General features: G+C 40.6%; 23 protein-coding genes and 4 pseudogenes. 20 read left to right on the top strand and 7 right to left on the bottom strand.

The window, feature by feature from the left end; genetic code table 11:
• Position 1: 1 nt before the first annotated feature.
• Positions 2 to 779 (top strand): annotated as a pseudogene (tatC, locus tag M654_RS20525) (twin-arginine translocase subunit TatC).
• A 50-nt stretch (positions 780 to 829) separates the two neighbouring features.
• Here tatC and M654_RS20520 read toward each other — a convergent pair.
• Both M654_RS20520 and M654_RS20515 read right to left on the bottom strand, forming a co-directional pair.
• A complete protein-coding gene (locus M654_RS20520) occupies positions 830 to 1,018 on the bottom strand; it encodes a YdiK family protein (protein WP_026589782.1) in 189 nt (62 codons plus the stop codon).
• Positions 1,018 to 1,752 (bottom strand): CPBP family intramembrane glutamic endopeptidase, encoded by a 735-nt coding sequence (locus M654_RS20515; RefSeq protein ID WP_026589781.1) that lies wholly within the window; start codon positions 1,750 to 1,752, stop codon positions 1,018 to 1,020. The genes M654_RS20520 and M654_RS20515 overlap by 1 nt, the downstream gene beginning before the upstream one ends.
• A 225-nt stretch (positions 1,753 to 1,977) precedes the next feature.
• Between M654_RS20515 and groES the strand changes: the two genes are divergently transcribed.
• Together groES and groL are read left to right on the top strand one after the other, a co-directional pair.
• On the top strand, positions 1,978 to 2,262 hold the full coding sequence (groES, locus tag M654_RS20510) for a co-chaperone GroES (RefSeq protein WP_003179248.1): 285 nt from the start codon (positions 1,978 to 1,980) through the stop codon (positions 2,260 to 2,262).
• Between the two features lie 44 nt (positions 2,263 to 2,306).
• Positions 2,307 to 3,944: a chaperonin GroEL gene (gene groL, locus M654_RS20505; protein WP_026589780.1), complete on the top strand. Its 1,638-nt coding sequence runs from the start codon at positions 2,307 to 2,309 to the stop codon at positions 3,942 to 3,944.
• Between the two features lie 89 nt (positions 3,945 to 4,033).
• On the opposite strand, the pseudogene M654_RS24455 reads toward groL, so the two are convergent.
• The 3 genes and pseudogenes from M654_RS24455 to M654_RS20500 form a co-directional block, all read right to left on the bottom strand.
• A pseudogene (locus tag M654_RS24455) lies at positions 4,034 to 4,192 on the bottom strand (site-specific integrase); the annotation flags it as partial.
• 10 nt (positions 4,193 to 4,202) lie between these two features.
• Positions 4,203 to 4,543: pseudogene (locus M654_RS23995) on the bottom strand (transposase); the annotation flags it as partial.
• 278 nt (positions 4,544 to 4,821) lie between these two features.
• Positions 4,822 to 5,820, bottom strand: a complete 999-nt coding sequence (locus tag M654_RS20500) for a LacI family DNA-binding transcriptional regulator (protein WP_026589779.1) — start codon at positions 5,818 to 5,820, stop codon at positions 4,822 to 4,824.
• A 229-nt stretch (positions 5,821 to 6,049) separates the two neighbouring features.
• On the opposite strand from M654_RS20500, the gene M654_RS20495 reads away from it, so the two are divergent.
• The 8 genes from M654_RS20495 to M654_RS20465 all read left to right on the top strand — a co-directional run bounded on the left by M654_RS20495 (position 6,050) and on the right by M654_RS20465 (position 13,202).
• The gene (locus M654_RS20495) at positions 6,050 to 6,808 is read left to right on the top strand and encodes an SDR family NAD(P)-dependent oxidoreductase (protein WP_026589778.1); all 759 of its coding nucleotides are present in this window, start codon (positions 6,050 to 6,052) and stop codon (positions 6,806 to 6,808) included.
• A 108-nt stretch (positions 6,809 to 6,916) separates the two neighbouring features.
• Entirely contained in the window at positions 6,917 to 7,711 is a 795-nt protein-coding gene (locus M654_RS20490; RefSeq protein WP_026589777.1) for a sugar phosphate isomerase/epimerase family protein, read from the top strand.
• Between the two features lie 121 nt (positions 7,712 to 7,832).
• The gene (locus M654_RS20485) at positions 7,833 to 8,825 is read left to right on the top strand and encodes a TRAP transporter substrate-binding protein (protein WP_026589776.1); all 993 of its coding nucleotides are present in this window, start codon (positions 7,833 to 7,835) and stop codon (positions 8,823 to 8,825) included.
• 49 nt (positions 8,826 to 8,874) lie between these two features.
• A complete protein-coding gene (locus M654_RS20480; protein WP_026589775.1) occupies positions 8,875 to 9,381 on the top strand; it encodes a TRAP transporter small permease in 507 nt (168 codons plus the stop codon).
• A complete protein-coding gene (locus tag M654_RS20475) occupies positions 9,378 to 10,646 on the top strand; it encodes a TRAP transporter large permease (protein ID WP_026589774.1) in 1,269 nt (422 codons plus the stop codon). Before M654_RS20480 ends, M654_RS20475 begins: the two co-directional genes overlap by 4 nt.
• An 86-nt stretch (positions 10,647 to 10,732) precedes the next feature.
• Positions 10,733 to 11,722 carry a dihydroxyacetone kinase subunit DhaK gene (locus M654_RS23680; RefSeq protein ID WP_026589773.1) on the top strand — a complete coding sequence of 330 codons (990 nt, stop codon included), beginning with the start codon at positions 10,733 to 10,735 and terminating at the stop codon, positions 11,720 to 11,722.
• A gap of 26 nt (positions 11,723 to 11,748) precedes the next feature.
• Complete coding sequence (dhaL, locus tag M654_RS23675) at positions 11,749 to 12,411, top strand: dihydroxyacetone kinase subunit DhaL (protein ID WP_035428808.1); 663 nt, start codon at positions 11,749 to 11,751, stop codon at positions 12,409 to 12,411.
• Complete coding sequence (locus M654_RS20465) at positions 12,408 to 13,202, top strand: triose-phosphate isomerase (RefSeq protein ID WP_026589771.1); 795 nt, start codon at positions 12,408 to 12,410, stop codon at positions 13,200 to 13,202. Before dhaL ends, M654_RS20465 begins: the two co-directional genes overlap by 4 nt.
• Before the next feature lie 362 nt (positions 13,203 to 13,564).
• On the opposite strand, the gene M654_RS20460 is transcribed toward M654_RS20465, so the two are convergent.
• Positions 13,565 to 14,359 carry a DeoR/GlpR family DNA-binding transcription regulator gene (locus tag M654_RS20460; protein ID WP_026589770.1) on the bottom strand — a complete coding sequence of 265 codons (795 nt, stop codon included), beginning with the start codon at positions 14,357 to 14,359 and terminating at the stop codon, positions 13,565 to 13,567.
• Between the two features lie 290 nt (positions 14,360 to 14,649).
• On the opposite strand from M654_RS20460, the gene rpiB reads away from it, so the two are divergent.
• The 3 genes and pseudogenes from rpiB (at position 14,650) to fsa (ending at position 16,770) form a co-directional block, all read left to right on the top strand.
• Positions 14,650 to 15,135: a ribose 5-phosphate isomerase B gene (rpiB, locus tag M654_RS20455; RefSeq protein WP_026589769.1), complete on the top strand. Its 486-nt coding sequence runs from the start codon at positions 14,650 to 14,652 to the stop codon at positions 15,133 to 15,135.
• 17 nt (positions 15,136 to 15,152) lie between these two features.
• Positions 15,153 to 16,103 (top strand): class II fructose-bisphosphatase, encoded by a 951-nt coding sequence (gene glpX / locus M654_RS20450; protein ID WP_026589768.1) that lies wholly within the window; start codon positions 15,153 to 15,155, stop codon positions 16,101 to 16,103.
• A gap of 25 nt (positions 16,104 to 16,128) precedes the next feature.
• Positions 16,129 to 16,770, top strand: a pseudogene (fsa, locus tag M654_RS20445) (fructose-6-phosphate aldolase).
• Positions 16,771 to 17,401: 631 nt separating this feature from the next.
• Here fsa and M654_RS20440 read toward each other — a convergent pair.
• Positions 17,402 to 17,872 carry an NUDIX domain-containing protein gene (locus tag M654_RS20440; protein ID WP_026589767.1) on the bottom strand — a complete coding sequence of 157 codons (471 nt, stop codon included), beginning with the start codon at positions 17,870 to 17,872 and terminating at the stop codon, positions 17,402 to 17,404.
• A gap of 433 nt (positions 17,873 to 18,305) precedes the next feature.
• On the opposite strand from M654_RS20440, the gene M654_RS20435 reads away from it, so the two are divergent.
• The 6 genes from M654_RS20435 (at position 18,306) to M654_RS20410 (ending at position 23,035) form a co-directional block, all read left to right on the top strand.
• On the top strand, positions 18,306 to 19,565 hold the full coding sequence (locus M654_RS20435) for an NAD(P)H-dependent oxidoreductase (protein WP_026589766.1): 1,260 nt from the start codon (positions 18,306 to 18,308) through the stop codon (positions 19,563 to 19,565).
• Between the two features lie 36 nt (positions 19,566 to 19,601).
• Positions 19,602 to 20,054, top strand: coding sequence for a transcriptional regulator GutM (locus M654_RS20430; RefSeq protein WP_026589765.1), 453 nt, complete (start codon positions 19,602 to 19,604; stop codon positions 20,052 to 20,054).
• A 61-nt stretch (positions 20,055 to 20,115) separates the two neighbouring features.
• Complete coding sequence (gene srlA, locus M654_RS20425) at positions 20,116 to 20,631, top strand: PTS glucitol/sorbitol transporter subunit IIC (RefSeq protein ID WP_026589764.1); 516 nt, start codon at positions 20,116 to 20,118, stop codon at positions 20,629 to 20,631.
• A 26-nt stretch (positions 20,632 to 20,657) separates the two neighbouring features.
• Positions 20,658 to 21,680, top strand: a complete 1,023-nt coding sequence (gene srlE, locus M654_RS20420; RefSeq protein WP_026589763.1) for a PTS glucitol/sorbitol transporter subunit IIB — start codon at positions 20,658 to 20,660, stop codon at positions 21,678 to 21,680.
• A gap of 27 nt (positions 21,681 to 21,707) precedes the next feature.
• Entirely contained in the window at positions 21,708 to 22,064 is a 357-nt protein-coding gene (locus tag M654_RS20415; RefSeq protein ID WP_026589762.1) for a PTS glucitol/sorbitol transporter subunit IIA, read from the top strand.
• A 32-nt stretch (positions 22,065 to 22,096) separates the two neighbouring features.
• Positions 22,097 to 23,035, top strand: coding sequence for a sugar-binding transcriptional regulator (locus M654_RS20410; protein ID WP_026589761.1), 939 nt, complete (start codon positions 22,097 to 22,099; stop codon positions 23,033 to 23,035).
• Positions 23,036 to 23,650 lie beyond the last annotated feature (615 nt).

Raw genomic sequence — 23,650 nt, 5'->3', positions numbered from 1 at the left:
GATGACATTTATGAAGGGAAAAGAAATGTCGCTGGTAGAACATATTACAGAACTTCGAAGACGACTCATGATGATTTTTTTCTTTTTTGTTCGTTTTTGTTGCAGCAGGCTTTTTTTTGGCAAAGCCGCTGATCATTTATCTGCAGCAGACGGATGAAGCAAAGCTGCTCACGCTTAACGCGTTTAAGCTGACTGACCCTTTGTTTGTGTATGTGCAGTTTGCTTTCATCATCGGCGCTGTCTTGACTTCGCCGCTTCTTTTATATCATCTGTGGGCTTTTGTCAGCCCCGGGCTGTATCAAAAAGAGCGTAAAGTGACGCTCAGCTATATTCCGGTATCGATCATACTTTTTTTAGGCGGCATTGCCTTTTCTTACTTTATTTTATTTCCGTTTGTCGTCGATTTTATGACGAGGATCTCCGATGATTTGAACGTCAATCAGGTCATCGGAATTCATGAATATTTTCAGTTTTTGCTGCAATTAACGCTTCCTTTTGGCTTATTGTTTCAGATGCCTGTCGTGATCATGTTTATCACGAGGCTCGGTTTGGTGACGCCCATGTTTTTGTCCAGAATCAGAAAGTACGCCTATTTTATTTTGTTTGTTATCGCGGCGCTCATCACACCGCCTGAAGTATTGTCTCATTTAATGGTTTCTGTGCCTTTATTGCTGCTTTATGAGCTCAGTATCGTGATTTCAAGAATCTCTTACAGACAGGCGCAAAAAACGATCATCCAGGAGGAAAACCAGGCGTTTTTGAAAGACCAGAGCAAATAAAGAGCCATTCCCGCGGAAAGGGAATGGCTCATCTTTTTCGAAAGGGCTCTTTATTTTTTTCGCTTCATTCTGCCCGACAAGGCGAACATTTTGAAGGAAATACTGATATTATAGGCGGCGAAAAGCATCAACAGAATGGTGTAAAAAGACCATATGCCTCCCGGTGAGGTGGATGCCAGGTAAGTAAACAGCACGCCTGTCAATAAATAAATGAACCCCCAAAACACAGGGCTTCTCATCATAAAAATCCTCCAATAATCAATTGCATTTTCTCGAGCCGTTCCAAATATTCTTCAATAGGCCCTTGGAAAGTCTGAATCAATACAACGAGCGTATTCATGGCGACATGGGCGAAAATCGGAACGATAATCCGGTTTGTTCTGACGTATAAAAAGGCGAACGTAAATCCCATTGCCGCATAAATGAGCAGGTGTGAGAAATCCATATGGACAACCGAGAAAAGCACTGAACTGAACAGAGCGGCAATGAAGAAATTCGTTTTTTCGTAAATAGCGCCGAAAATGATCTTTCTGAAAATGATTTCTTCGAGAATCGGACCGAATACGGAAGAGACGAATATCATCAGCGGTATTGTGTTAATGAGCTGCATAATGTGCTGCGTATTTTCCGATTCCGGTTTGACTCCAAGCAGGTTCATTTCGATTGAAGCGGCAATCGACTGGGCAAACAGAGCGAGGAATACGCCGCCTACCGCCCAGGCAATAGATGCGCCGGCAGATGCTTTCTTGCCGTTGCGAAGCGTCGTTTTCGGCGCCGTCCTCAAGATCAACAGCACGATGACAAGACAGAGCGAAAAGGCGATGATCAGCCAAATACCTGAAAGTGTAAGCTCCGCTTGAGCGGGTTCCATGCCTCTTCCCACTCCGAAAAAGTACAAGAGGGGAATGCCGACAACAGATGACAGATGCATGAGGACATATGTCAAAATAATAAACCAGTATTGTTTTTTCAAGCCGTATGTACTCCTTTTCTAAAATCTAAACAGGCTATGTTTATTGTAACACACCTTTTTGAAATTATAGGTCGCTGAAGGTATCACGGGAAAAATGTAAGCGTAAAAAATTTTCACCTTATCACTTGAAATTAGCTGGGAGATTCTTTATTATAAGAATTGTGTTAGCACTCAACAGATGCGAGTGCTAAAATTACATATGAAAATATTGAGGAGGTTGTTTCATTGTTAAAGCCATTAGGTGATCGCGTTGTCATTGAGCTCGTTGAGTCTGAAGAAAAAACTGCTAGCGGAATCGTACTTCCTGACTCCGCAAAAGAAAAACCCCAAGAGGGTAAAGTGGTTGCTGCCGGTTCAGGCCGTGTATTAGAGAGCGGAGAGCGCGTGGCATTAGAAGTTAAAACAGGCGACCGCATCATCTTCTCAAAATATGCAGGTACCGAAGTGAAATATGAAGGTACTGACTACTTAATCTTACGTGAAAGCGACATTTTAGCTGTCATCGGCTAAGTCTTAAATAAACATTACACAATATTATAGGAGGTTCGGATAACATGGCAAAAGATATTAAGTTTAGCGAAGAAGCCCGCCGTTCAATGCTGCGCGGTGTCGATGCATTGGCGGATGCTGTAAAGGTAACGTTGGGACCTAAAGGACGCAACGTCGTTCTTGAGAAAAAATTCGGTTCTCCATTAATCACAAACGACGGTGTAACGATCGCGAAAGAAATCGAGCTTGAAGATGCTTTCGAAAACATGGGTGCGAAGCTTGTTGCTGAAGTTGCCAGCAAAACGAACGATGTTGCCGGTGACGGTACAACGACAGCGACAGTTCTTGCCCAAGCGATGATTCGCGAAGGTCTTAAAAACGTAACAGCCGGTGCAAATCCTGTAGGCGTCCGTAAAGGAATCGAGCAGGCTGTGGCTGTAGCGGTTGAAAGCCTGAAAGAAATCTCTAAGCCAATCCAAGGCAAAGAGTCCATCTCACAGGTTGCTGCGATTTCAGCGGCTGATGAGGAAGTCGGTAGCCTGATCGCAGAAGCGATGGAACGCGTCGGCAACGACGGTGTCATCACAATCGAAGAATCCAAAGGCTTCACGACTGAGCTTGAAGTGGTTGAAGGTATGCAGTTTGACCGCGGATATGCGTCTCCTTACATGGTGACTGACTCTGATAAGATGGAAGCGGTTCTTGAAAATCCGTACATCTTAGTGACAGATAAGAAAATCACAAACATCCAAGAAATCCTGCCGGTGCTTGAGCAAGTCGTGCAACAAGGCAAACCTATGCTTCTGATCGCTGAAGATGTAGAAGGTGAAGCACTTGCGACACTCGTTCTCAACAAACTTCGCGGAACGTTCAATGCAGTGGCTGTAAAAGCTCCTGGATTCGGTGACCGCCGCAAAGCGATGCTTGAAGATATCGCGATCCTGACAGGTGCGCAAGTGATCACAGAAGATTTAGGCCTAGACCTGAAATCAACTGAAATCACACAATTGGGACGCGCTTCTAAAGTCGTTGTCACAAAAGAAAACACAACGATCGTTGAAGGCGCAGGAGACACGGAACAAATCGCGGCCCGCGTCAACCAAATCCGCGCTCAAGTTGAAGAAACAACTTCTGAGTTCGATAAAGAAAAATTACAAGAGCGACTTGCTAAACTTGCAGGCGGCGTAGCTGTCATCAAAGTCGGCGCTGCGACTGAAACTGAACTGAAAGAACGCAAGCTTCGTATTGAAGACGCCCTGAACTCTACACGCGCTGCGGTAGAAGAAGGAATCGTATCCGGCGGAGGTACAGCTCTTGTCAATGTGTACAATAAAGTTGCCGCACTTGATGCAGAAGGCGACAAACTGACTGGAATCAACATCGTTCTTCGCGCCCTTGAAGAACCAATCCGTCAAATCGCGCACAACGCCGGTCTTGAAGGATCTGTCATCGTTGAACGCCTGAAAAATGAAGAAATCGGTGTCGGCTACAACGCTGCAACAGGCGAATGGGTGAACATGATCGACAAAGGTATCGTTGACCCTACAAAAGTGACGCGCTCAGCTCTGCAAAACGCAGCATCTGTTGCGGCCATGTTCCTGACAACTGAAGCAGTTGTTGCCGATAAGCCTGAAGAAAACAAAGGCGGCGGCGCAGGAATGCCTGACATGGGCGGAATGGGTGGCATGGGCGGCATGATGTAAACTAATGGCTAAAACCCTTGGCCTACCAAGGGTTCAGCCGTTTTCATCACCCTCCCTAACCGGAAAAATAACATTTTAATAACATTTCTTCACGAAATACCGATATTGAGGATGTTTCCGAAAGTCTCCTGAACTTTCTGTGAAGCATCCTTTTTCATTTTTTCTGTGACATGTGTATAAATTCTCATCGTGGTTTTCATGTCATCATGTCCCACCTTTTCCATAAGCGTTGGCAAGTCTACCCTGCTTCCGTTAACGGTTCATAGCCTGAAGGACGATCTCAACGAAGATGTCTTGAAAAATATTTGTATCTTTAAAACTTAGTCTATTCCAACCTGATTGTGAAATGATGGGGAACCGGATCATTGATGTTTAATCCTAGAAACCCTCTGTAGGTCCATAATATAGTAAATATCTTTCTCGAGCCGTCTTTATGAACGTATACCATACAGGTACCCGATAAACATCATTTTGAATATAATCAATGGATCGAGAGAAGGGCGGCTATTATTTTTACTATAATATAGCTTAACTTGTTCAATGATGAAGGAAAAATCGATGTACTTGTCAATTTTACGGAGCAGGTGATCTTCTTTCACAAGTTAGACAAGCAGTACAAATTCGCCTTCGTTTTGAGAAGAATTTCTGGTGTAGAACATTAGCAAAACACCATTCTTAAACCATCCTTTTCTTTATTATTAAATGAAAAAATGGATGGTTTAAGGAAAAAATAAAGACTGTCGAGATTTTCTCGACAGTCTTTGCCTCTCTTAGAGGAGCCATGTTCTATGTTTACAAGACTTAGTTGATATATTACATCCTTACACCATGACTAAACGAAAATTTGCGAATTACATCATAATACTATCCAGATTCATTAACAACCGCAAGATTTTCTGACAACAAGGGAAGAAGGAAGTTGAATATGTCGGTTATATTTTGGATTGTTTATTTTATTCATGAGTAAGTCAAAAGCCGTTTTTCCAATAATATCTGGAGACACACTGATATTAGTGATGGGCGGATCCAGGATTTTCGCTGAATCGAAGTCTCCGAAGCCTATGATGGCAATATCTTCACCGATTTTCAAACCTAACTTTTTACAAGCGGCTACGGCGCCGATCGTCATCAAATCAGACAGGATAAAGAGTGCTGTCAAATTCTCCTGTTCTTTTAAAAGAGAGATTACGGCTTTTTCCCCTCCTTCCACAGTAGCAAATCCTTTGGCTAAGTAATCTTCGTTGTAAGAAATATTGTATTCACTTAAAGCAGCCTTATATCCTTCCACCCTGTTGATGGTAGGTGAAATATCCGGCACTGCATAGATTACACCTATCCTCTCATGCCCATGGTTAATCAGATGGAGGGTGGCATCGTATCCCGCTTGATAGTCATCAGCTGTAACCCATGGTAGGGAAGTCAGCTTGGGATCATGCCGGCTTAGCAGGACTATTGGAAAGTTTTTATCGATATATGGCTGCAAGTAGTCATTATGCGTTGAAGTTGGGGAGAGAATGATTCCATCTACCATATTGGAATGTAGTAAGTTGACCGTCTCTCTCTCATAATCGCTATCCTCATTCGTATTTATAAATAGTAAGCTGTAACCCAACTCACGTGCTCTATTACCTATCCCGTTAATATATCCAGTGACGTAAGAATCGGGAAAGCTGGGGACAATCAATCCAGCCGTTTTCGTTCGTTGTTGCCTGAGATTTTTTGCCGAGAAGTGTGGGACGTAATGATATTTATTAATGACCTCTGTAATTTTTCTGTATTTCTCCTCAGAGATATGTTTTGTGCCATTAATGACATGAGATACGGTAGCTACAGATACCCCGCATTCTTCGGCGATCCTTTTCATTGTAATCTTCATAGAATCCCCCCTCTAAAAAGTTAAACGTTTACATAACAGTACTTTTATTTTACTATTGATAAATGTTGAAAACAACTTTTTCCTTCTAATTTGTGCGAATAGAACATTCATTGTAAAAAAATTCAGCATATTATCTTGACACTTAATGGGATAGAATTTATATTAGGTGTATAATTGGTTAAACGTTTTACCAAATGATAAAGAAAAGCTAATTGGGGGATGAGAGTAAATGAAATTTGAAAATCGTGTAGCATTTTTAACAGGGGCAGCTTCGGAAAAGGGGATTGGCAGAGAAATTGCAAGGCAGCTGAGTGCTAGAGGTGCTACCGTTGTTTTGGCTGACATTAATGAAAGCGGTTTAAAAAATGCTTCTGAAGAAATTCAGAAGCTTGGTGGTGAAGTACATACGGTGAAGCTTGATGTTACAAATAGAACGGAAGTAGATCATACTGTCAAAGAAGTTGTGAATAAATACGGTAAAATTGATATTTTAGTAAACAACGCTGGAATCACTAGACCTACCAGAGTTATGGACATTTCCGAAGAGGAGTGGGATCTCATTTTTAATATAAATATGAAAGGTGTCTTTTTCCTGACGCAGGCGGTTCTTCCATATATGAAAGAAGCTAATTATGGACGTATTGTAAACTTGGGCTCAGTTTCCGGCAAAAGAGGAGGAGGAATTTTTGGTGGTTCCCATTATTCTGCGGCTAAAGCTGGAGTAACAGGTTTTTCCAAAGCGGTTGCTAGAGAAATGGCTTCTTTTGGAATCACTTGCAATACAGTTGAACCGGGGTTAATTGGCACAGAAATTACCGGAGGTCTTTTAACTGATGATAAAAAAGCTGTATTAAAAGCAGATATTCCGGTTGGAAGAATAGGTAAAGTCGAGGATGTCGCCTATGCCATTGCTTTTCTAGCCTCAGAGGGGGCGAGCTATATTACTGGCGAAGAGATTGATATCAATGGCGGTTCCCACATCGATTAAATGGACGTACGAGACATCTAATTCATAAGCTCTAAATAGTTTATATGAAGGTAATGGGGAGGATTTCCTCATTACCTGACTGGACAGCGAAAAGGAGGAGAATGTTCGATGAAAATTGGAATCAGCACATATGCTTTCCGTTGGTCATGGCAGCCAGAGGAAGCGTCCTTGGATTTATTTGATATGTTACAAAAGACAAGAGAGTTTGAGGGGGAAGTATTCCAAATTTGCGATTATCCAGGAATTGAAAAAATGGATAAAGAGGAATTATTAACATTAAGAGAAACAGCAGATGAATTAGGGATTGAATTAGAGCTTGGCACGCAAGGGATTCATCCAGACCACCTCAGAAAATACTTAGAGATCGCACATGTATTAAACTCAAAAGTACTGCGTTCCATGGTTCATGGAAATGGGCATCAACCGGACAACAATGAAGCTGTCAAATGGCTTAAGGAAATATCTTCAGATTTTGAACATGTTGGCGTGAAGTTGGCATTGGAAACATATGAACCAGTAAAAACCGCCGACTTGATCCAAATTGTCAAAGCTGTAAACCATTCAAATATCGGAATTTGTCTTGACCCTGGCAATTCAATTTCCGAATTGGAATTTCCAGACGATGTTATACGAAATACGGCACCTTTTGTAACGAATGTCCATTTTAAGGATTTTATATTTAGGCGAAGAGAAGGTAGCATAGGCTTTTATCTGACAGGTGCTCCAGTAGGAGAGGGTCAGTTAAATTTAGACTTTTTACTTCAAACGTTGAAAAATGAACAAGTGAATGTAAGCGGTATCATAGAGTTGTGGTTACCATTTACGGATACTTACGAAAAAACAGTAGAAATCCAATACGATTGGATTCGAAGAAGCATCAACTATTTAAAGCGTGTCATTTAAAGTAAGCTCAAATCGGTAGGTAAATAGGAGAACGCTGGCTTCTTGTTTTCCTCTTTCTTCTATAAATTAGTATCCCAATAAGGTTTTTACCCAAACCAACAATCAAATGGGAGGTTATAAAGTGAAGAAGCTCCGATATGCAGTGTCTATTATTGTGGTTTTACTTGCTCTAAGTATTGTTAGCGTATTTGCCGTATCGAAAACGTCTTCCGAAGAAGTGGTAACAATCCGCTTCGGCCATGGTGCTGCGGAATCTAATGAAAGACACCAAGCTGTAATGAAATTTAAAGAATTAGTTGAGAAAGCGTCTAATAATGAAATTAAGGTAGAAGTATATCCCAATGAACAACTAGGATCTGAAGCGGAAATGGTTGAAAGTGTGACAATGAATAGTCTGCAAATGGTAGCTGCGGCCGCTTTCAATCAATATGATCAGCGCATCAGTGCATTTGAACTTCCTTATTTGTTTCATTCAAAGGAACAAGCATGGCAGGTACTGGACGGAGAAATTGGACAAGAGGTAGCAGCACCATTACTGGAAGACAACCTTCGAGTTCTTGCTTATTTTGAAAACGGTTTCCGGCATATAACTTCTAATAAACCGATTGAAACTCCAGAAGATCTTGCAGGAGTTAAAATTAGAACGCCTGAAGTGCCTGTTTCTATAGACAGCTTCAGGGCTATGGGGGCTAACCCGACGCCAATGGCATTTGGGGAGTTATATATGGCTTTGCAGCAAGGGACCGTAGATGCTCAAGAAAATCCGATTGCTAACATCTATGCTGCAAGATTTAATGAGGTACAACAATATCTCAATAAGACTTACCATCAATACACACCATTGCCTGTAGCCATCAATGAAGGGGTATGGCAATCTCTATCATCCAATCACCAGGAAATTCTTAAAAGCAGTGCAAAGAAAGCGGCCCAGTTTCATAGGGATTTGATTGATGAAAACGAAAAAAAGATGGAAGAAGAATTAGAAGATCAGGGGATGGAAGTAATCGAACCGGATACAGCACCTTTTAAAGAGAAAGTGGAAGTTGTGTATGAAAAATATAAAAAGGAATTTGGAGAAGAGTTCATAAACATGCTACTAGAAGCAGCGGAATAATATAAAGGAAGTCAAGGGATGGGAAACTTTTTATAAAGGGGTGTTTTACATGAAAGCGTTAAGGTGGTTAGATAAACACTTCGAAGAATATCTTCTTATTTTTTTAAGTTGTTTCACTGTTGTAGTTATATTTATCCAAGTTTTTATGAGATATGTGCTTAGCAGCTCTCTCGTATGGTCAGAAGAAATCGCGAGATATGCTTTTATATGGATGATCTATATAGGGGTGAGTTATGGAGTAAAGAAGAATAAACATTTGGCTGTAGATGCATTTGCCATGCTTTTTGAGCGAAGAGGAGAACTCATCATTGGAATAATTGCCAACAGTTTGTTTTTAGTGTTTGCTGTGACCGTATCTTATTTTGGTTTGGAAATCATGATGCTTGTGACAAGAGAATCTGCTGCTATTCAATTGCCATTAGGATGGGTTTATGCAGCTCCTGTCGTAGGGTTAGCGTTGACCTCTATAAGGATTATACAAAAGTTGGTCTATCAGTTTAAATCTTTAAAACAGGATAATAACGTCGAGTATGTAGTGCGGGAGGGCGTACAGTGACAACTTTTGTATTATTCGGAAGCTTCTTTTTATTCATGATTCTTACAGTTCCTATCGGGATAGCAATGGGGCTGGCGTGTCTTGTGACAGCTCTATATTCGACCAATATATCTATCGAATTTTTAGCACAAGGACTCGTTTCTTCAACAGATTCATTTGCTTTAATGGCCATACCTTTCTTTATCTTTGCAGGTGAATTAATGGGGAAAGGGGGAATCTCTCAACGTCTTTTTTCCTTAGCTAATGTATTTGTAGGAAGGTTCACCGGTGGTTTCGCTATGGCCGCAGTGTTGACAAGCATGTTCTTTTCTGCCATTTCAGGTTCGGGACCGGCAACTGTAGCAGCTGTAGGTGGGATCATGATACCTGCCATGGTAGCAGAAGGATATGATAAAAAGTTTGCTACAGCTGTAGTGGTGACCGCGGGTTCCTTAGGTATTATTATCCCGCCTAGCATTCCGCTGGTCATCTATGGAATATCAGGTGGGCAATCCATAGGTGATTTATTCATGGGAGGTATTATCCCGGGTTTAACCCTTGGTTTGGCTATTATGCTATGGACTTATCTCTACTCTAAAAAGAAAGGATATAGCGGGAACAATGAAAAGTTTTCCTTTCAAGCTGTGTTTCGTGGAATAAATGAGGCAAAATGGTCGTTATTAATTCCGGTTATCATTTTGGGAGGGATTTATGGAGGAATCTTTACACCAACAGAAGCAGCTCTTGTAGCAGTCGTATACGCTGCGTTTGTTAGTTATTTCCTTCATAAAGAAATTAAAATCAAGGATTTCCCTAAAATTATTGCGGATGCAGCAGTAAATTCTGTTGCCATCTTGATCATTATTGGTACGGCTAATACATTTGGAACCCTTTTAACAATAGAAAGGATACCTCAAAAACTTGCCGATGCTGTTCTTTCTATTTCGGATACACCGTTTAACGTCATTTTATTAATCAATGTTTTGCTGTTAATTATCGGTTGTTTTATTGATACGGCGGCGGCAGTCATCATATTCACTCCAATTTTACTGCCTATCGCATTAGAAATAGGACTGGACCCTATTCATTTTGGAATATTAATGATTGTGAATTTGTCGATCGGCTTTATCACACCGCCGCTGGGTGTCAATTTATTTGTGGGATCGGGGATCTCTGGACTTGGAGTACCAACATTAACAAGAGCAGTGACACCTTTTTTTGTCGTCATGTTAATCTGTTTAACTTTAATTATTTTAATTCCACAGCTGTCCCTTATTTTATTATAAGGATAAATGAGATGAATTTTAAGGCTGCTATAAATAAGAGATGTGATTATGAATAATGCAATAAACATAAGTGAGGAGGGCATGAAATGAAAAAAATAATTAATAACCCGGATGAAGTAGTGGAAGAAATGGTGGAAGGGTTTTTATATGCCTATCAACATTCCTACAACAAAATAGAAGGTGTAAATGGCCTGGTGCGGAAAGAGTTGAAAAAGAAAGTCGGAATCGTCATAGGAGGTGGGAGTGGTCATGAACCGTTATTTCTAGGTTTTGTAGGAGAGGGGCTTGCAGATGGGGCTGCTATAGGCAATGTCTTCACTGCGCCAACTCCAAATACCGTGCTAGAGGTAGCTAAAGCGGTAGATCAAGGGCAAGGGGTTCTCTTTGTCTACGGTAATTATGCGGGGGATCTCCTCAATTTTGACATGGGAGCAGAACTGCTGAAAATGGAAGGGGTTTCAACAAAATCAATACGAGTATCTGATGATGTTGCCTCTGCCCCGATTGAACGTAAAAATGACCGGAGAGGAATTGCCGGAGATGTATTTGTCATCAAAATTGCCGGGGCAGCAGCGGAGAAAAACCTCTCTTTGGAGGAAGTGACGAAAGCAGCTCAGAAAGCTAATGATCATACATTCTCTATTGGGGTTGCCCTTTCCCCTGGCACCATCCCGAGTTCTGGAGAACCGACATTCACTTTAGAGGATGACGAAATAGAACTCGGAATGGGTATTCACGGGGAGCCAGGAGTGAAGCGTACTAAACTGATGGAAGCGGATGAACTTACTGATGAGTTATTGGAATCATTATTAAAAGAAAGCGATGTCCATGAAGGAGATGAAGTTTGTGTGCTTGTAAATGGACTAGGTTCCACCACCCTGATGGAATTAATGGTCGTTCATCGGAGAGTCGCTCAGAAATTGAAAGAAAAAGGATTGAAGGTTCATGATACTGATGTTAATAGTTATTGTACAACCCAGGAAATGGGGGGATTTTCTATCACCTTATTAAAGTTGGATCCAGAATTAAAAGAGTTATATGACGCACCTGCTTTTTCACCATACTATAAAAAATAATGACAATTAGCTGGAGGGAGATTGTTATGACATCACATTCAGAAACAGTGACTTTAAATGCCGCACAGGTTAAAGAGATGTTTTTGTACGTTGGCCGTAAGATTAGGGAAAATAAACCGCTCTTGACTAAGGTGGACAGTGCAATCGGTGACGGCGACCATGGAATAGGAATGTCGGTTGGTTTTACTAAAGCCGAGGAAAATCTGACCAATAAAGAATGTGAAACGATCAATGATGTATTCAAAACGATTGGAATGTCGATGGTTACCTCAATGGGAGGGGCCTCCGGTGTTATTTTTGGAACAATGTTTACTGAAGGAGTTAAAGATTTAGAGAACAAGGAGACACTCGATTTGTCTACATTGAGTGATATTTTTGAAGCATCCTTACAAGCTATTAAAACGAGAGGGAAAGCAGAGTTGGGGGATAAAACGATGATTGATGCCCTTGAACCGGCAGTAGAAGCTTTAAAGCAGAGTATTGGAGAAGCGGGGAGTTTATTGAACGGGTTAAAATCTGCGGAACAAGAAGCGGCCAGAGGGGTAGAAAACAGCAAACAATATATAGCTAAATTCGGACGGGCTAAATCTTTGGGGGAACGTGCGATAGGTCATCAAGATGCTGGTGCAACTTCTGTTTGGTTGATCTTCAAATCCATGCATGAATGGGTAGAAGGTTGTCATATATGAATAAAATTTGGATCGGAACGAATTGGAAAATGACGAAAACAACGGAAGAAGGTTTGTCTTATACAAAGGACCTAAAAGAGTTTTCGAAATCTATTTCTGAGAGCATTGAGTTGTTTATTATCCCTTCGTATACTTCCCTTTGGCCTTTACATGAAGAGACAGAAGACTCTCCCCTGCTATTAGGAGCGCAAAATATGCACTGGGAAGAGTCGGGGGCGTTTACCGGTGAAATTTCTCCTCGAATGCTTAGGGAAATAGGGATTGATATTGTGGAATTGGGGCATTCAGAACGGAGACAGTATTTTAATGAAGATGACGAAATGATCAATAAAAAGGTTGTGGCAGCATTAAAATTTGGTATGAAACCTTTAATATGTATTGGGGAAGACATAGAACAAAAAAATCAACATCGATCCCGGGAAGTTTTGGCTGATCAATTAAGCGTTTGTTTGCAGGGATTATCCAGACAAGCAGTACGGAACATCTTGATTGCTTATGAACCTGTGTGGGCGATCGGGGAAAAAGGTGTCCCAGCCGATGCCGATTACGTAGAAGATATTCATGAATTTCTACGGGGGATTTTGGAAAATATGTTCGGGGAGACAGGGAAGGAGATTCCTTTACTTTTTGGAGGAAGTGTCAACAAGGATAACTTTCTGCAATACATGAATATCGGCAACGTGAATGGCTTATTTATCGGTAGAGCAGCTTGGGATATAGCAAGTTTTAAACAAATTCTTCATCAACTCGATCAAGAATATGTAAAGGATGGAGTCGCAAACAAACGCTGAATTCATTGGGGCTGAAATGTTAATGATGAGAAACAAAGACAATGATTAGGATCTGCATGTACGATTCTGCGTTTCCAGAACAATGGGGAAGGCTCCTTTCCTTCTCCTTCAATCACTTCATTTTCCGGACTCTTAAATCAGAATGGAAGGGTGTTCAATAGCGGCATGATCAAAGCGGTTTCCTTGTTGAAACATACTTGTGGTGATGCCCTTTTTTGATCTCTTTTTAGAATGTACAAGACGGAGATCCAAGTGATGCATTCACACATGTTACACGGTTAATCGCCAACATTTTCATTAACTCTTAAATGGGGAGTTATACTACTAATTTAAGCACATCACATTTTTTCTCCATCCATTTTTTATTGAGGAGAAGGAATGTCGGAAGCTCTTATAACTTGAATTTCCTTACCGGATAAATCATCCAGGATATGTTCCGGGGTGTTCATATCAGTAATAATGCAATCGATTTGATCGGTCGCCGCGAAACTTGCGATAGAACTGTCGCCCATTTTTGTATGGTCCAATAAGGCAATCACTTTGGAAGCTTTTTTGATCAGGGCTTTTTTTAACTCTACTTCGTATACATTGAAATCAGTAAGTCCGTCTTCTATGGTGAATCCACTAGCAGAGGTGAAGATTTTGTCTACATTTATTTTCTCTAATGTATTGACTCCCAGTAATCCTTCTAAAGCCATCGAACCTCTACGCAGCATCCCGCCTATTAAAATCACATTAATATCAGGGTTTTCTTTTAATTCCAGAGCAGCTGAAATCCCATTTGTCACTACAGTCATTTTCACGTCGGTATGTTTTAATATGCGGGCTAATTCCAAGGCTGTAGTACTTGCATCAAGAACCACACAATCCTTGTAGGCAATGAATTCAGCCGCTTTTCTCGCAATAGCTATCTTATATTCCGTATTTTTCTTAGCCCTTTCTGAAAAGCTGTTGTCCTGTGAGCTTTCTTTATTCAAAACTGCTCCGCCATGGGTGCGGGTCAGCAATCCTTCTTTTTCCATGACCTTCAAGTCGGTTCTAAGCGTAGCCTCGGAAACTTTTAACGACTTAGAGAGACTTTTAACGGTTATGCGATTGTTTTCCATTAAGTGCTCCAAAATTAAGTTTCTTCTTTCAGCAGCAAACATTTTACTCATCCTAATCACCCTCAACGTCTTCATTAAGAATTTAACACCATCATACCACGAAAGAAAACGATAATAAACACAAATGATTTTTAAACTGGATAAATCCTTGAATATGCCATGAAAAACTTTAGTTTACCGTCATGTCGTTTCAATTGTAAATCCATTATTTTCGTTTTTGTCTTTAAAACGAAAACAAAAACGAAAAATAACGAAAATATTATTGAATAAAACGAAAGTATATAATAATATGTAGGTATGGAAAATTAATAGTCATCAACTAACGGAAGGGGAGTTTTTTAATGAAAATTGGAATTGGCAGTGACCATAACGGGTTTGATTTTAAAGAAGAGATCAGGAAGTTTTTGGGTGAAAAAGGTTATGACCTTGTAGATTATGGATGTCATTCTTGTAATGCCGTTGACTATCCCGACGTAGCTTTTGACGTTGCACAAGCAATTTTAGAGGGGAAAATAGATCGGGGGATTTTAATTTGCGGCACTGGAATAGGGGTGGCAATCGCAGCAAGTAAATATCCGGGAATCCGTGCAGCTCTTTGTCATGATACTTACTCCGCTGAAAGAGCACAATTGAGCAACAATGCACAGATAATGACGATGGGAGCTCAAATTATCGGTGTGGAAGTCGGAAAGAAAGTAGTAGAAACTTATCTGACCTCCCATTGGGCAAAAGGGTCGGAGCGGAAAGTAAAGAAGATCAATGATAAGGAAAAAGAGTTCGTCAAGGAATCATCATTGCAAGAGGTTTCTGGAAATGGAAGTGAATAAATAGGAGGGGCTTTCTAGTGCACAAATTATCATTGGATTTCCTGAAAGTTACTGAAGCAGCTGCCATTGCATCATTGCCCTGGGTGGGGACCGGGGATAAAAATGCCGCAGACGATGCGGCCACCACTGCAATGCGAGAAATGCTTAATCAAGTGGCCATGAATGGAACGGTCGTTATTGGTGAAGGAGAATTAGATGAGGCGCCTATGCTGTATATAGGTGAAAACTTAGGCAATGGCAGTGAACCAAAGATCGACATTGCCGTGGACCCTATAGAAGGGACCGCTCCTACAGTTAATGGCCAAGGGAATGCCAATGCAGTAATAGCGGCGGGGCCCAGAGGATCGCTGCTTCATGCTCCGGATATGTATATGGAAAAGATAGCTGTGGGGCCGAAAGCCGCAGGTCAAATAGATATAAACGCCCCGCTTATTGATAACATCAGAGCTGTTGCTTCTGCAAATGGGAAAAATTTAAATGAGTTAAACGTTTATGTGCAGGATCGAGATCGACATAAAGGGTATATTGATATCATTCGCAAGGCCGGCGGGAAAGTTCATTTATTTAGTGAAGGCGATGTAACCTATTCCATTGCTACATGTTTGGAGACAGGAAACGTGGATATGTTCATAGGAATTGGCGGGGCTCCTGAAGGGGTTATTTCAGCGGTGGGAATTAAATGTTTGGGAGGTGAGATGCAGGCGAGGTTGCTGCCAAGAAATAAAGAAGAAACGGACAGATGTATAAACATGGGGTTGGCAAACCCTGAAACATCTCTCCAACACAATGATCTAGTCGGTTCGGAGGATTGTATTTTTGCTGCCAGCGGAATTACAGATAATATCTTATTAAAGGGAATTAAAGTTTCCCCTGAAGGAAATTATCTTGTGAGTTCCGTTTTATTAAATGGGAAAGATAATCAACTTCGCTTTGTTGAAAGTCTTTATTTAAGAAATAGTATTGCATGACCCTTCGATAGAAGGAGTCAATAAAATGGAATTTTTCTCATATATTGGAAACGTAGAAGAGATAAAAAGAATCAGCCGACTTGGTTTAGTCGACGGCATAACTACCAATCCAACCATTATTGCCAAAGAAAACAGAGATTTCAAAAGTGTCATCAAGGAGATTTGTAATCTGGTGGACGGACCGGTTAGTGCTGAAGTGATTAACATGACGGCAGATGAAATGGTAGAGGAAGCGATGGAGATCGCAGGCTGGGCTCCGAACGCAGTGGTAAAAGTGCCAATGACTGAAGCGGGTTTAGAAGCGGTTAATCGATTAATTAAACAAGGTATAAAAACGAATGTTACTTTGATCTTCACGGCTGCCCAAGGTTTGATGGCAGCTAAAGCTGGAGCTGCTTATCTCAGCCCATTTGTCGGCCGTTAGATGATATTGGAACAGACGGACTTGGGCTTGTGAAAAACTTAAAACATATAGTAAACAACTATGAGTTTGATGTGAAAATCATTACAGCGAGTACGGAACATTGCCCATGTGGAACAAGCTGCTGCAGCAGGAGCAGACATAGCGACTATACCCGGCTCTCTATTTCCAAAATTGTGGAATCATCCACTTACGGATAGTGGCATAGAAAAGTTTTTAGCTGACTGGGAAAAGGTCCCTAAATGAATGAGGAGGTTAAGCATTGTCTACCACAGGTTGGATATTGATCAATTGACCGTCATACAATTTTAGAATGTTATCGATAAATGACAGAAAATCCAATTCGGTCCACCCCTATGGCCTTTGAATGATGGTTTCATCACATGAGCCATAACGCGGCGACCCCTGCCTCTTTCGGCTGGCCATGGTTCTGCATATGCTTCATCTCAGTGGCTACGAATTATCGGTAGAAGAATTGAAAACGTCCGGCAATGGGGCGCTATGGCTGTCGGAATGGCTATGGCAAAAATCACTTAGCGGCCCATTTTAATAAAGACGCTTTTCCTATTAGTAACCATTATACCTGCAGCTTATGCGGGGACTGCTGCTGCTCATGGCGCCCCGCTAGGGAAGGAGAGTATATGTGTGAGTTAAAGGATACTGTTGGCATAACTTCAACAATTTCAGAAGAACAGTCATGTGAATTTTTAAACCCTCTCATGAGTTCAGTAGACTCTTGGGAGGGTTTATTTGCGGTTTTACACAGAAAGATAGGTAAACGAGTAAAGTAAAAAATGAACAAGCAAGTAAATCGGTTGTTTATATGGAAAAGTACGATTTTGAGTTGCGATAAAACCAAAACTTGGGCAAACATTTCTCATCTAATATAAGCTTCGTTTTTAAAAGATAGAGCATCTTTTATACGCAGCTGTTGGCTCGGGTGAATGGAAAGGGAATCTAGCTCCTTTATATTGATATAAGAAACTTCTTTGGATTCTTCACTTATTATCAATGTTCCAGACTTCGGTTTACAAAAAAAACATATTGAGAATTGTTGCCTGACCTCTCCATCTTGATAAGCGATAATATGATTAGGGTCACTATAAACTCCAATCAGTTTAATAACTTCAACGTTCAAACCCGTTTCTTCCAGCACTTCTCTTTTAATGGCTTCCGATATACTCTCACCCGGTTCCATGTTTCCTCCTGGAAGAGACCATTTATTATTATCTACTCTCTTTTGTAGTAATATTTGTTTTTCCTCATTGATCACGACAGCTGAAACAGCTGGTACAATATGCTGAGGCCTCGGTGCATCAACATCATGATAATAATCAGTTCTTTTCACTTTTCTCACCCTTCTATAAAAGCTCTTTCCAACTTGAAAACCGTTTCAGAATGACTTTATTATAGCACGCAACTGTTGAACGTTTGCAACATATGTTTGCAGTTTTTGTTTTTCTGATTTATCTCAAAAAAAGGAAGGTTATTTATTTGTGATTTTTGCCGTGATATTTAAAATTAACTTTTAATAATTAGAGGAGAAGTGATCGCTTTGTTTGCCTTTTAAAACAGTGATACTCTCTACTATGGTTTTTTATAGAGTGAAAATTTTCAGAATACTATCTTGACATCGCTTTCATTCCGTTTTATAATAATTTTCACAATAACAAATGTTCGATATTGTAACAAATGACACGATAAACGAACGATTAACATGTATTGTAACATTTGTTATTGAGGGGTTATGAAAATATTTATATTCATTGGGAGGAATTTAGATGTCCATTTATCAACAACTTTTAGCAAGAGATAAGGAACAACACCCCATAAGAGTAGGAGTTATTGGAGCCGGTCAAATGGGATTTGGCTTAATTTCTCAAATTTCCCGTATTCCCGGGATGGTTGTAGCCGGAATTTGTGATGTAAATGTGAAGAATGCAGAAAGAGCCAGAGATTTTTATCAATCTCAGGAAAAGAGAAGTGTGCAAGTTATCGTTTCAGATGACTATCAAAAGATTATTCAATCCGAAAATGTGGAAGTCGTGGTTGATGCTACTGGTGTCCCTGAGGTAGGGGCAAATATATCATTGGAAGCTCTTCGATCCAGAAAGCACCTTGTCTTACTAAATGTAGAGGTAGATATTACAATTGGCTCATACATGTATTCCATGTTTAACTCTGCTGGTCTTGTCTATACTGGTTCAGCAGGCGACGAACCAGCTGCTATTGTAGAACTTTATCAATTTGCGAAAACAATGGGGCTTGAGGTAGTCGTAGCCGGTAAAGGAAAAAACAATCCTCTTAAGCCAACTGCAAATCCTGATACATGTAGAGAAGAAGCAAACAGAAAAAATATGAGTCCTCACATGTTAGCGGCTTTCCAGGATGGTACAAAGACAATGGCCGAGATGAATCTGCTCAGTAATGCAATCGGATTAGTTCCTGACAAAGTGGGAATGCACGGTGTTGATGCAGGCCTCGATAATGTTGCGGAAAAGCTAAATTTGAAGGAAAATGGAGGCGTTCTCAACAATCTGGGTGTTGTTGATTATGTAAACGGTTTAGCACCAGGGGTGTTCGTCATCGTGAAAAGTGAGCTGGAGCCTGTCGATGAAGAGCTGCGCTACCTATTGAAGGTGGATAGTAGCCACGGTCCTCATTACACATTATACAGACCATATCATTTAGCCAGTTTGGAAACACCGATCACGATTGCTAAAGCAGTATTGAATCATGACACTTCCATCCATCCGCTTGGTGCACCAATTTCTGAAACAGTTACTGTGGCAAAACGGGATATCCAGCCAGGAGAAACTTTAGATGGAATCGGGGGCTATTCTGTAAGAGGTGTACTAGAAACCCATGAAGATATGAAATCCAATGGCCATATCCCAATTGGATTGATTAGTGGAAATGTGGTAGCGAAGAAAGCCATACATGAAGGTCAGTTCATTACCGAAGATGATGTTGAACTTGACTCATCCACGACGGTTTGGAAGCTGAGATCTCTTCAGGATCATTTGTTCGCTGCCAAATAAATGATCAAATAAATAATAAGGAGAAGGGGAAACTTTATGACACTCGTTCTTGTAGCCTGTATTTTATTAGTCATTCAGTCGTTTTTGACAGTGATCCAAGTCCATTATTATCAGAAGTCAATGAAGTCTTTAATTGAAAAATATAAAGGGGAAGAGGGTATCTACTTATTTACAGGGCAATGCAGAAGGAAATTGAGTTCCGGCTCAATCGCTATGCTTGTCGTAAATGAAAATTATGTCATCCAAGAATGTAAGGTGATGCGTGGAATCTCTATCCTATCGACCTTCAAGGATTTGGAGAAGTATAAAAACCAGCATGTGGGTGAATTATTGAATCTCTTGAATGACTTAGAAAAAAAAGACGCCGCAGGCAAGGCTAAAAAGAAGAAAGCAGTAGAGGCCGCACTGAGCCAGGCAGGCGAACGTGCCTTGTTATCCATTGCTGAAAAGAAACATCCCAGTCAGAAGAATGACGCTCTAGGCGCTTAAAAAGATCTGTTTCCCTTTCTTCATTGTTTTAAAAAAATGTAACAAAAAGGAGTGTTCGGTGTTGAAATGGATTGAATGGTTCGGTGAACATTTCATCGGGATGTTTGAAGCCGGTGGTAAACAGTTCATGGATTTAATCACAGGTATTGTACCAACTTTAGTCGTCCTATTGACTTTTACGTATGCGCTGATGAAATTTATTGGGGATGATCGTGTTACGAAAGCGATCAGGTTTGCATCTAAATATACCATTTTAAGATATACACTTATGCCCATCCTTTCTATATTACTTCTTACAAACCCTATGGCCTACACATTTGGAAGGTTTGTAGAGGAGAGGCAAAAACCAGCTTTTTTCGATTCGCTAGTGACATTTTTGCACCCGGTAACGGCTATATTCCCTTATGCAAACGCTGGTGAGCTGTTTGTTTACTTGGGGGTTGCCAACGGTCTGGAACAAGCAGGATATGCCACGTCAGAACTAGCAGTCAGGTTCTTCTTAGTAGGGATTGTCGTTATGCTGGTTCGCGGTATGATCACAGAGCAAATCACAAAATATTTAGCCAACAGAATGTAAGCGTATTCAATAAAGGGGTGTTTGTATTGGCATATAAAGCTGTTTTTGTTGATAAAGGTCCAGGCGGATGGGGTACAGGTCTATACATTAAGCCTGAAGGAAAAAAGGTGAAAGTGGTTTCCATAACAGGTGGTGGTATTCATCCTGTTGCTCGAAAAATTGCAGACATGTCTAATACCGAGGCTGTCGATGGATTCAAAAATTCAGTTCCTGAAGACGAAATGATGTGTGTAGTCATCGATTGCGGCGGTACAGCGAGAATCGGACTATATCCTATGAAACGTATCCCGACGGTTGATGTTTTAGGCTCTTCTCCATCTGGACCGTTAGCGAAGCATATTAAAGAAGACATTTTTGTTTCAGGGGTCACAGAAAAACAGATTCGCTTAGCTCATGAACAAATGGCGGGTGTGCAGTCGGATAACAACGGAGAAAATGAAGAAGAAGTTCGTTTTAACACAGCCGATGAAAAAGAATTTAAAGAAGAATATGAAAAGGTGAAAAAAGAAAACGCCGATCGTCATGATAACCTATTAATGAGGTTTTCCAAAGGGATTGGAAAAGTAACCGGCGTTTTCTATCAAGCAGGCAGAGATTCCATTGATATGCTTATAAAAAATATCATTCCCTTTATGGCTTTTGTTAGTATGTTAATAGGGATCATCAATTACACAGGAATTGGCGATTTCATCGCAAATTCTTTGTCACCGCTTGCGAGCTCCCTTTGGGGGTTAATGATTATCGTCATGATCTGCACTCTTCCATTCCTATCACCCGTATTAGGACCAGGGGCGGTTATCGCTCAGGTCATTGGTGTTTTAATCGGTAGTCAAATTGCACTTGGAAACATTCCTCCTCAATTTGCATTACCAGCACTTTTTGCGATTAACGGTCAGGTAGGAGCGGACTTTGTACCAGTTGGACTTTCACTTGGAGAGGCGAAACCAGAGACTGTGCAGTATGGAGTACCTGCTGTACTCTACAGTCGACTAATCACAGGGGTACTAGCGGTTGTGATCGCTCACTTTGCAAGTTTTGGAATGTATTAACCAACATATGATTAGGAGGATTTATGGATGTACAAATCTACAGTAAGAGAAATTGGACCATTAGCATTATCATTTGAGGAAGAAAATATCGTGATTCTTTATGGACCACAAGCTCCTCGGGAGTTGCGAGAAGTATCCATTATACATGAAAATGACGGAGGTGAATCAGAAGAGCCTATTCAAGAAGGAGGCAAGTTAGTCATTGATGACCAGGAGTTCACCATTAATAAAGTTGGTTCTTCTGCTAACGACAATTTAAAAGAACTCGGTCACATTTCGATTTATTTTACGGAACCGTTTGCAGAAGTCCTGCCAGGTGCTGTTTTTGCAAGCCCTCACCGTTTGCCTGTTTTCAAAGAGGGCAGTACGATTGAATTCAAATAAAAGATTGAATTTCACAGGGTAGGTTGATAAATATGTCCTTTTTAGAAGATAGAAGACTTATGGTGAAAATCGCACACATGTATTATGAACAAGGCTTGAAACAGTCTGAAATCGCTAACACCATCGGGGTTAGCCGATCGCTGATATCCAAGTACCTGACAAAGTCCAGAGAATTGGGGATTGTGGAAATTATTATTCATGAAGAGGATACACATCCTTTTACCGGACTGGAGTCTAAGCTGGAAAAACGCTACGGTCTCCGGGAAGTCGTGTGCACCCATAGCAATGAAGGGGAAAGCTCCAAGCCTAAGCTTGGCACAGCAGCAAGTGAATATTTGTTAAGAATGGTGAGAAATGGCCAAACTGTAGGTGTCTCCTCAGGTACCACATTGTTTGAAGTCGCTAAAAGCATGTCATCGAGTCAGTATTTCCCTGACCTGCAATTTGTGCCGCTTGTAGGCGGAATGGGGGATGAGCGCGTCGATATTCACGCTAATCAAATTGTAGCTAAGCTTGCCGAAAGCTTACAGGCGAGGTACAAACTTCTTCATGCGCCGGTATTAGTGGATTCGAAAGAGGCAAAAGATATCATTATTGAGCAATCATCGATAAAGAGCATCTTCGATATGGGAAGGAGCGCGGATATCGCGATCGTAGGGATAGGAGGAACACCGGAGCATTCGACCATGGTCAAATCCTATCTCCATCAAACGAGTGAAGAATTTGAGTATAAAGATATTGCGGGAGATATTTGTTACAATTTTATAGATCAGAACGGTGAAGTTGCATCAAATGCTTGGAATGAAAAAGTTATTGCCCTTGATTTAGAGTACTTGAAGCAAATTCCTCTTGTCATAGGTGTTGCTAGTGGAAAAGAAAAGATTAAAGCTATTCAAGCTGCTTTAAAAGGTGATTTAATCCATGTGCTGATCACTGATGACGAGACTGCTAAAGGGTTGTTAGATTGGTAAGAGTGTTGGAGAATCTTTTCTAAAACCTACCGATCAATTAATGGGGCAAACCTCCAAGTGAGAACGATTAAAGCCAAAAAACACCCCCGTATCACTTACAAGGTAATACAGGGGTGTTTATATGTTCATCTTTAAGCGTGAAATGGGGATCTGCACAAAGATTATTTCCTCTCATGCGGCAAATGATCCTGTTTCTGAAATATAGAGAAACAACTTTCTTTGTATTTAGTGTGGGTGTTTGGAGTATCAGGTTAATTGCTGTTATAGGACTAAAATTAACCTATCAGTAAGGTGTAATTATGGAATTGCGCAAATGGAAGCAGGATTATTCTGTATACAATGTGAAGAAGAAGTCCTTCACATGGCTCTTTGTTCTTACTCTTTTTCAATATTATTTTTGCGTTGCTAACATCCTCAGCAACACCTTGAGCCTCTTTCAACACTTCATCCAAGAATCTCTCCATTCGCTTTATATCTAAAAACAAATGACTGTTTCTATCCCAAAATAACATCATTTCGTAACAAATTATATTTTTATGGGGAATTTATTAAGATTGTTACAACAACTAATTATATTTTCCTGCATTATTGTAACAATCAATTACTTTTCTAGTA

The sequence above is a fragment of the Bacillus sp. NSP9.1 genome (assembly GCF_000465465.2).
GTDB classification, from domain to species: Bacteria; Bacillota; Bacilli; order Bacillales; family Bacillaceae; genus Bacillus; species Bacillus sonorensis_A.
Note: the sequence above shows the minus strand (reverse complement) of the source record. Positions and strands in the feature narration are given on the sequence as shown.

Bases quoted from the DNA above. Each gene is read 5' to 3' on its own strand.
- M654_RS20520 (WP_026589782.1), bottom strand. From the start codon at position 1,018: ATGAGAAGCCCTGTGTTTTGGGGGTTCATTTATTTATTGACAGGCGTG.
- groL (WP_026589780.1), top strand. From the start codon at position 2,307: ATGGCAAAAGATATTAAGTTTAGCGAAGAAGCCCGCCGTTCAATGCTG.
- M654_RS20500 (WP_026589779.1), bottom strand. From the start codon at position 5,820: ATGAAGATTACAATGAAAAGGATCGCCGAAGAATGCGGGGTATCTGTA.
- M654_RS20495 (WP_026589778.1), top strand. From the start codon at position 6,050: ATGAAATTTGAAAATCGTGTAGCATTTTTAACAGGGGCAGCTTCGGAA.
- M654_RS20490 (WP_026589777.1), top strand. From the start codon at position 6,917: ATGAAAATTGGAATCAGCACATATGCTTTCCGTTGGTCATGGCAGCCA.
- M654_RS20480 (WP_026589775.1), top strand. From the start codon at position 8,875: ATGAAAGCGTTAAGGTGGTTAGATAAACACTTCGAAGAATATCTTCTT.
- M654_RS23680 (WP_026589773.1), top strand. From the start codon at position 10,733: ATGAAAAAAATAATTAATAACCCGGATGAAGTAGTGGAAGAAATGGTG.
- dhaL (WP_035428808.1), top strand. From the start codon at position 11,749: ATGACATCACATTCAGAAACAGTGACTTTAAATGCCGCACAGGTTAAA.
- M654_RS20465 (WP_026589771.1), top strand. From the start codon at position 12,408: ATGAATAAAATTTGGATCGGAACGAATTGGAAAATGACGAAAACAACG.
- M654_RS20460 (WP_026589770.1), bottom strand. From the start codon at position 14,359: ATGAGTAAAATGTTTGCTGCTGAAAGAAGAAACTTAATTTTGGAGCAC.
- rpiB (WP_026589769.1), top strand. From the start codon at position 14,650: ATGAAAATTGGAATTGGCAGTGACCATAACGGGTTTGATTTTAAAGAA.
- M654_RS20435 (WP_026589766.1), top strand. From the start codon at position 18,306: ATGTCCATTTATCAACAACTTTTAGCAAGAGATAAGGAACAACACCCC.
- M654_RS20430 (WP_026589765.1), top strand. From the start codon at position 19,602: ATGACACTCGTTCTTGTAGCCTGTATTTTATTAGTCATTCAGTCGTTT.
- M654_RS20415 (WP_026589762.1), top strand. From the start codon at position 21,708: ATGTACAAATCTACAGTAAGAGAAATTGGACCATTAGCATTATCATTT.
- M654_RS20410 (WP_026589761.1), top strand. From the start codon at position 22,097: ATGTCCTTTTTAGAAGATAGAAGACTTATGGTGAAAATCGCACACATG.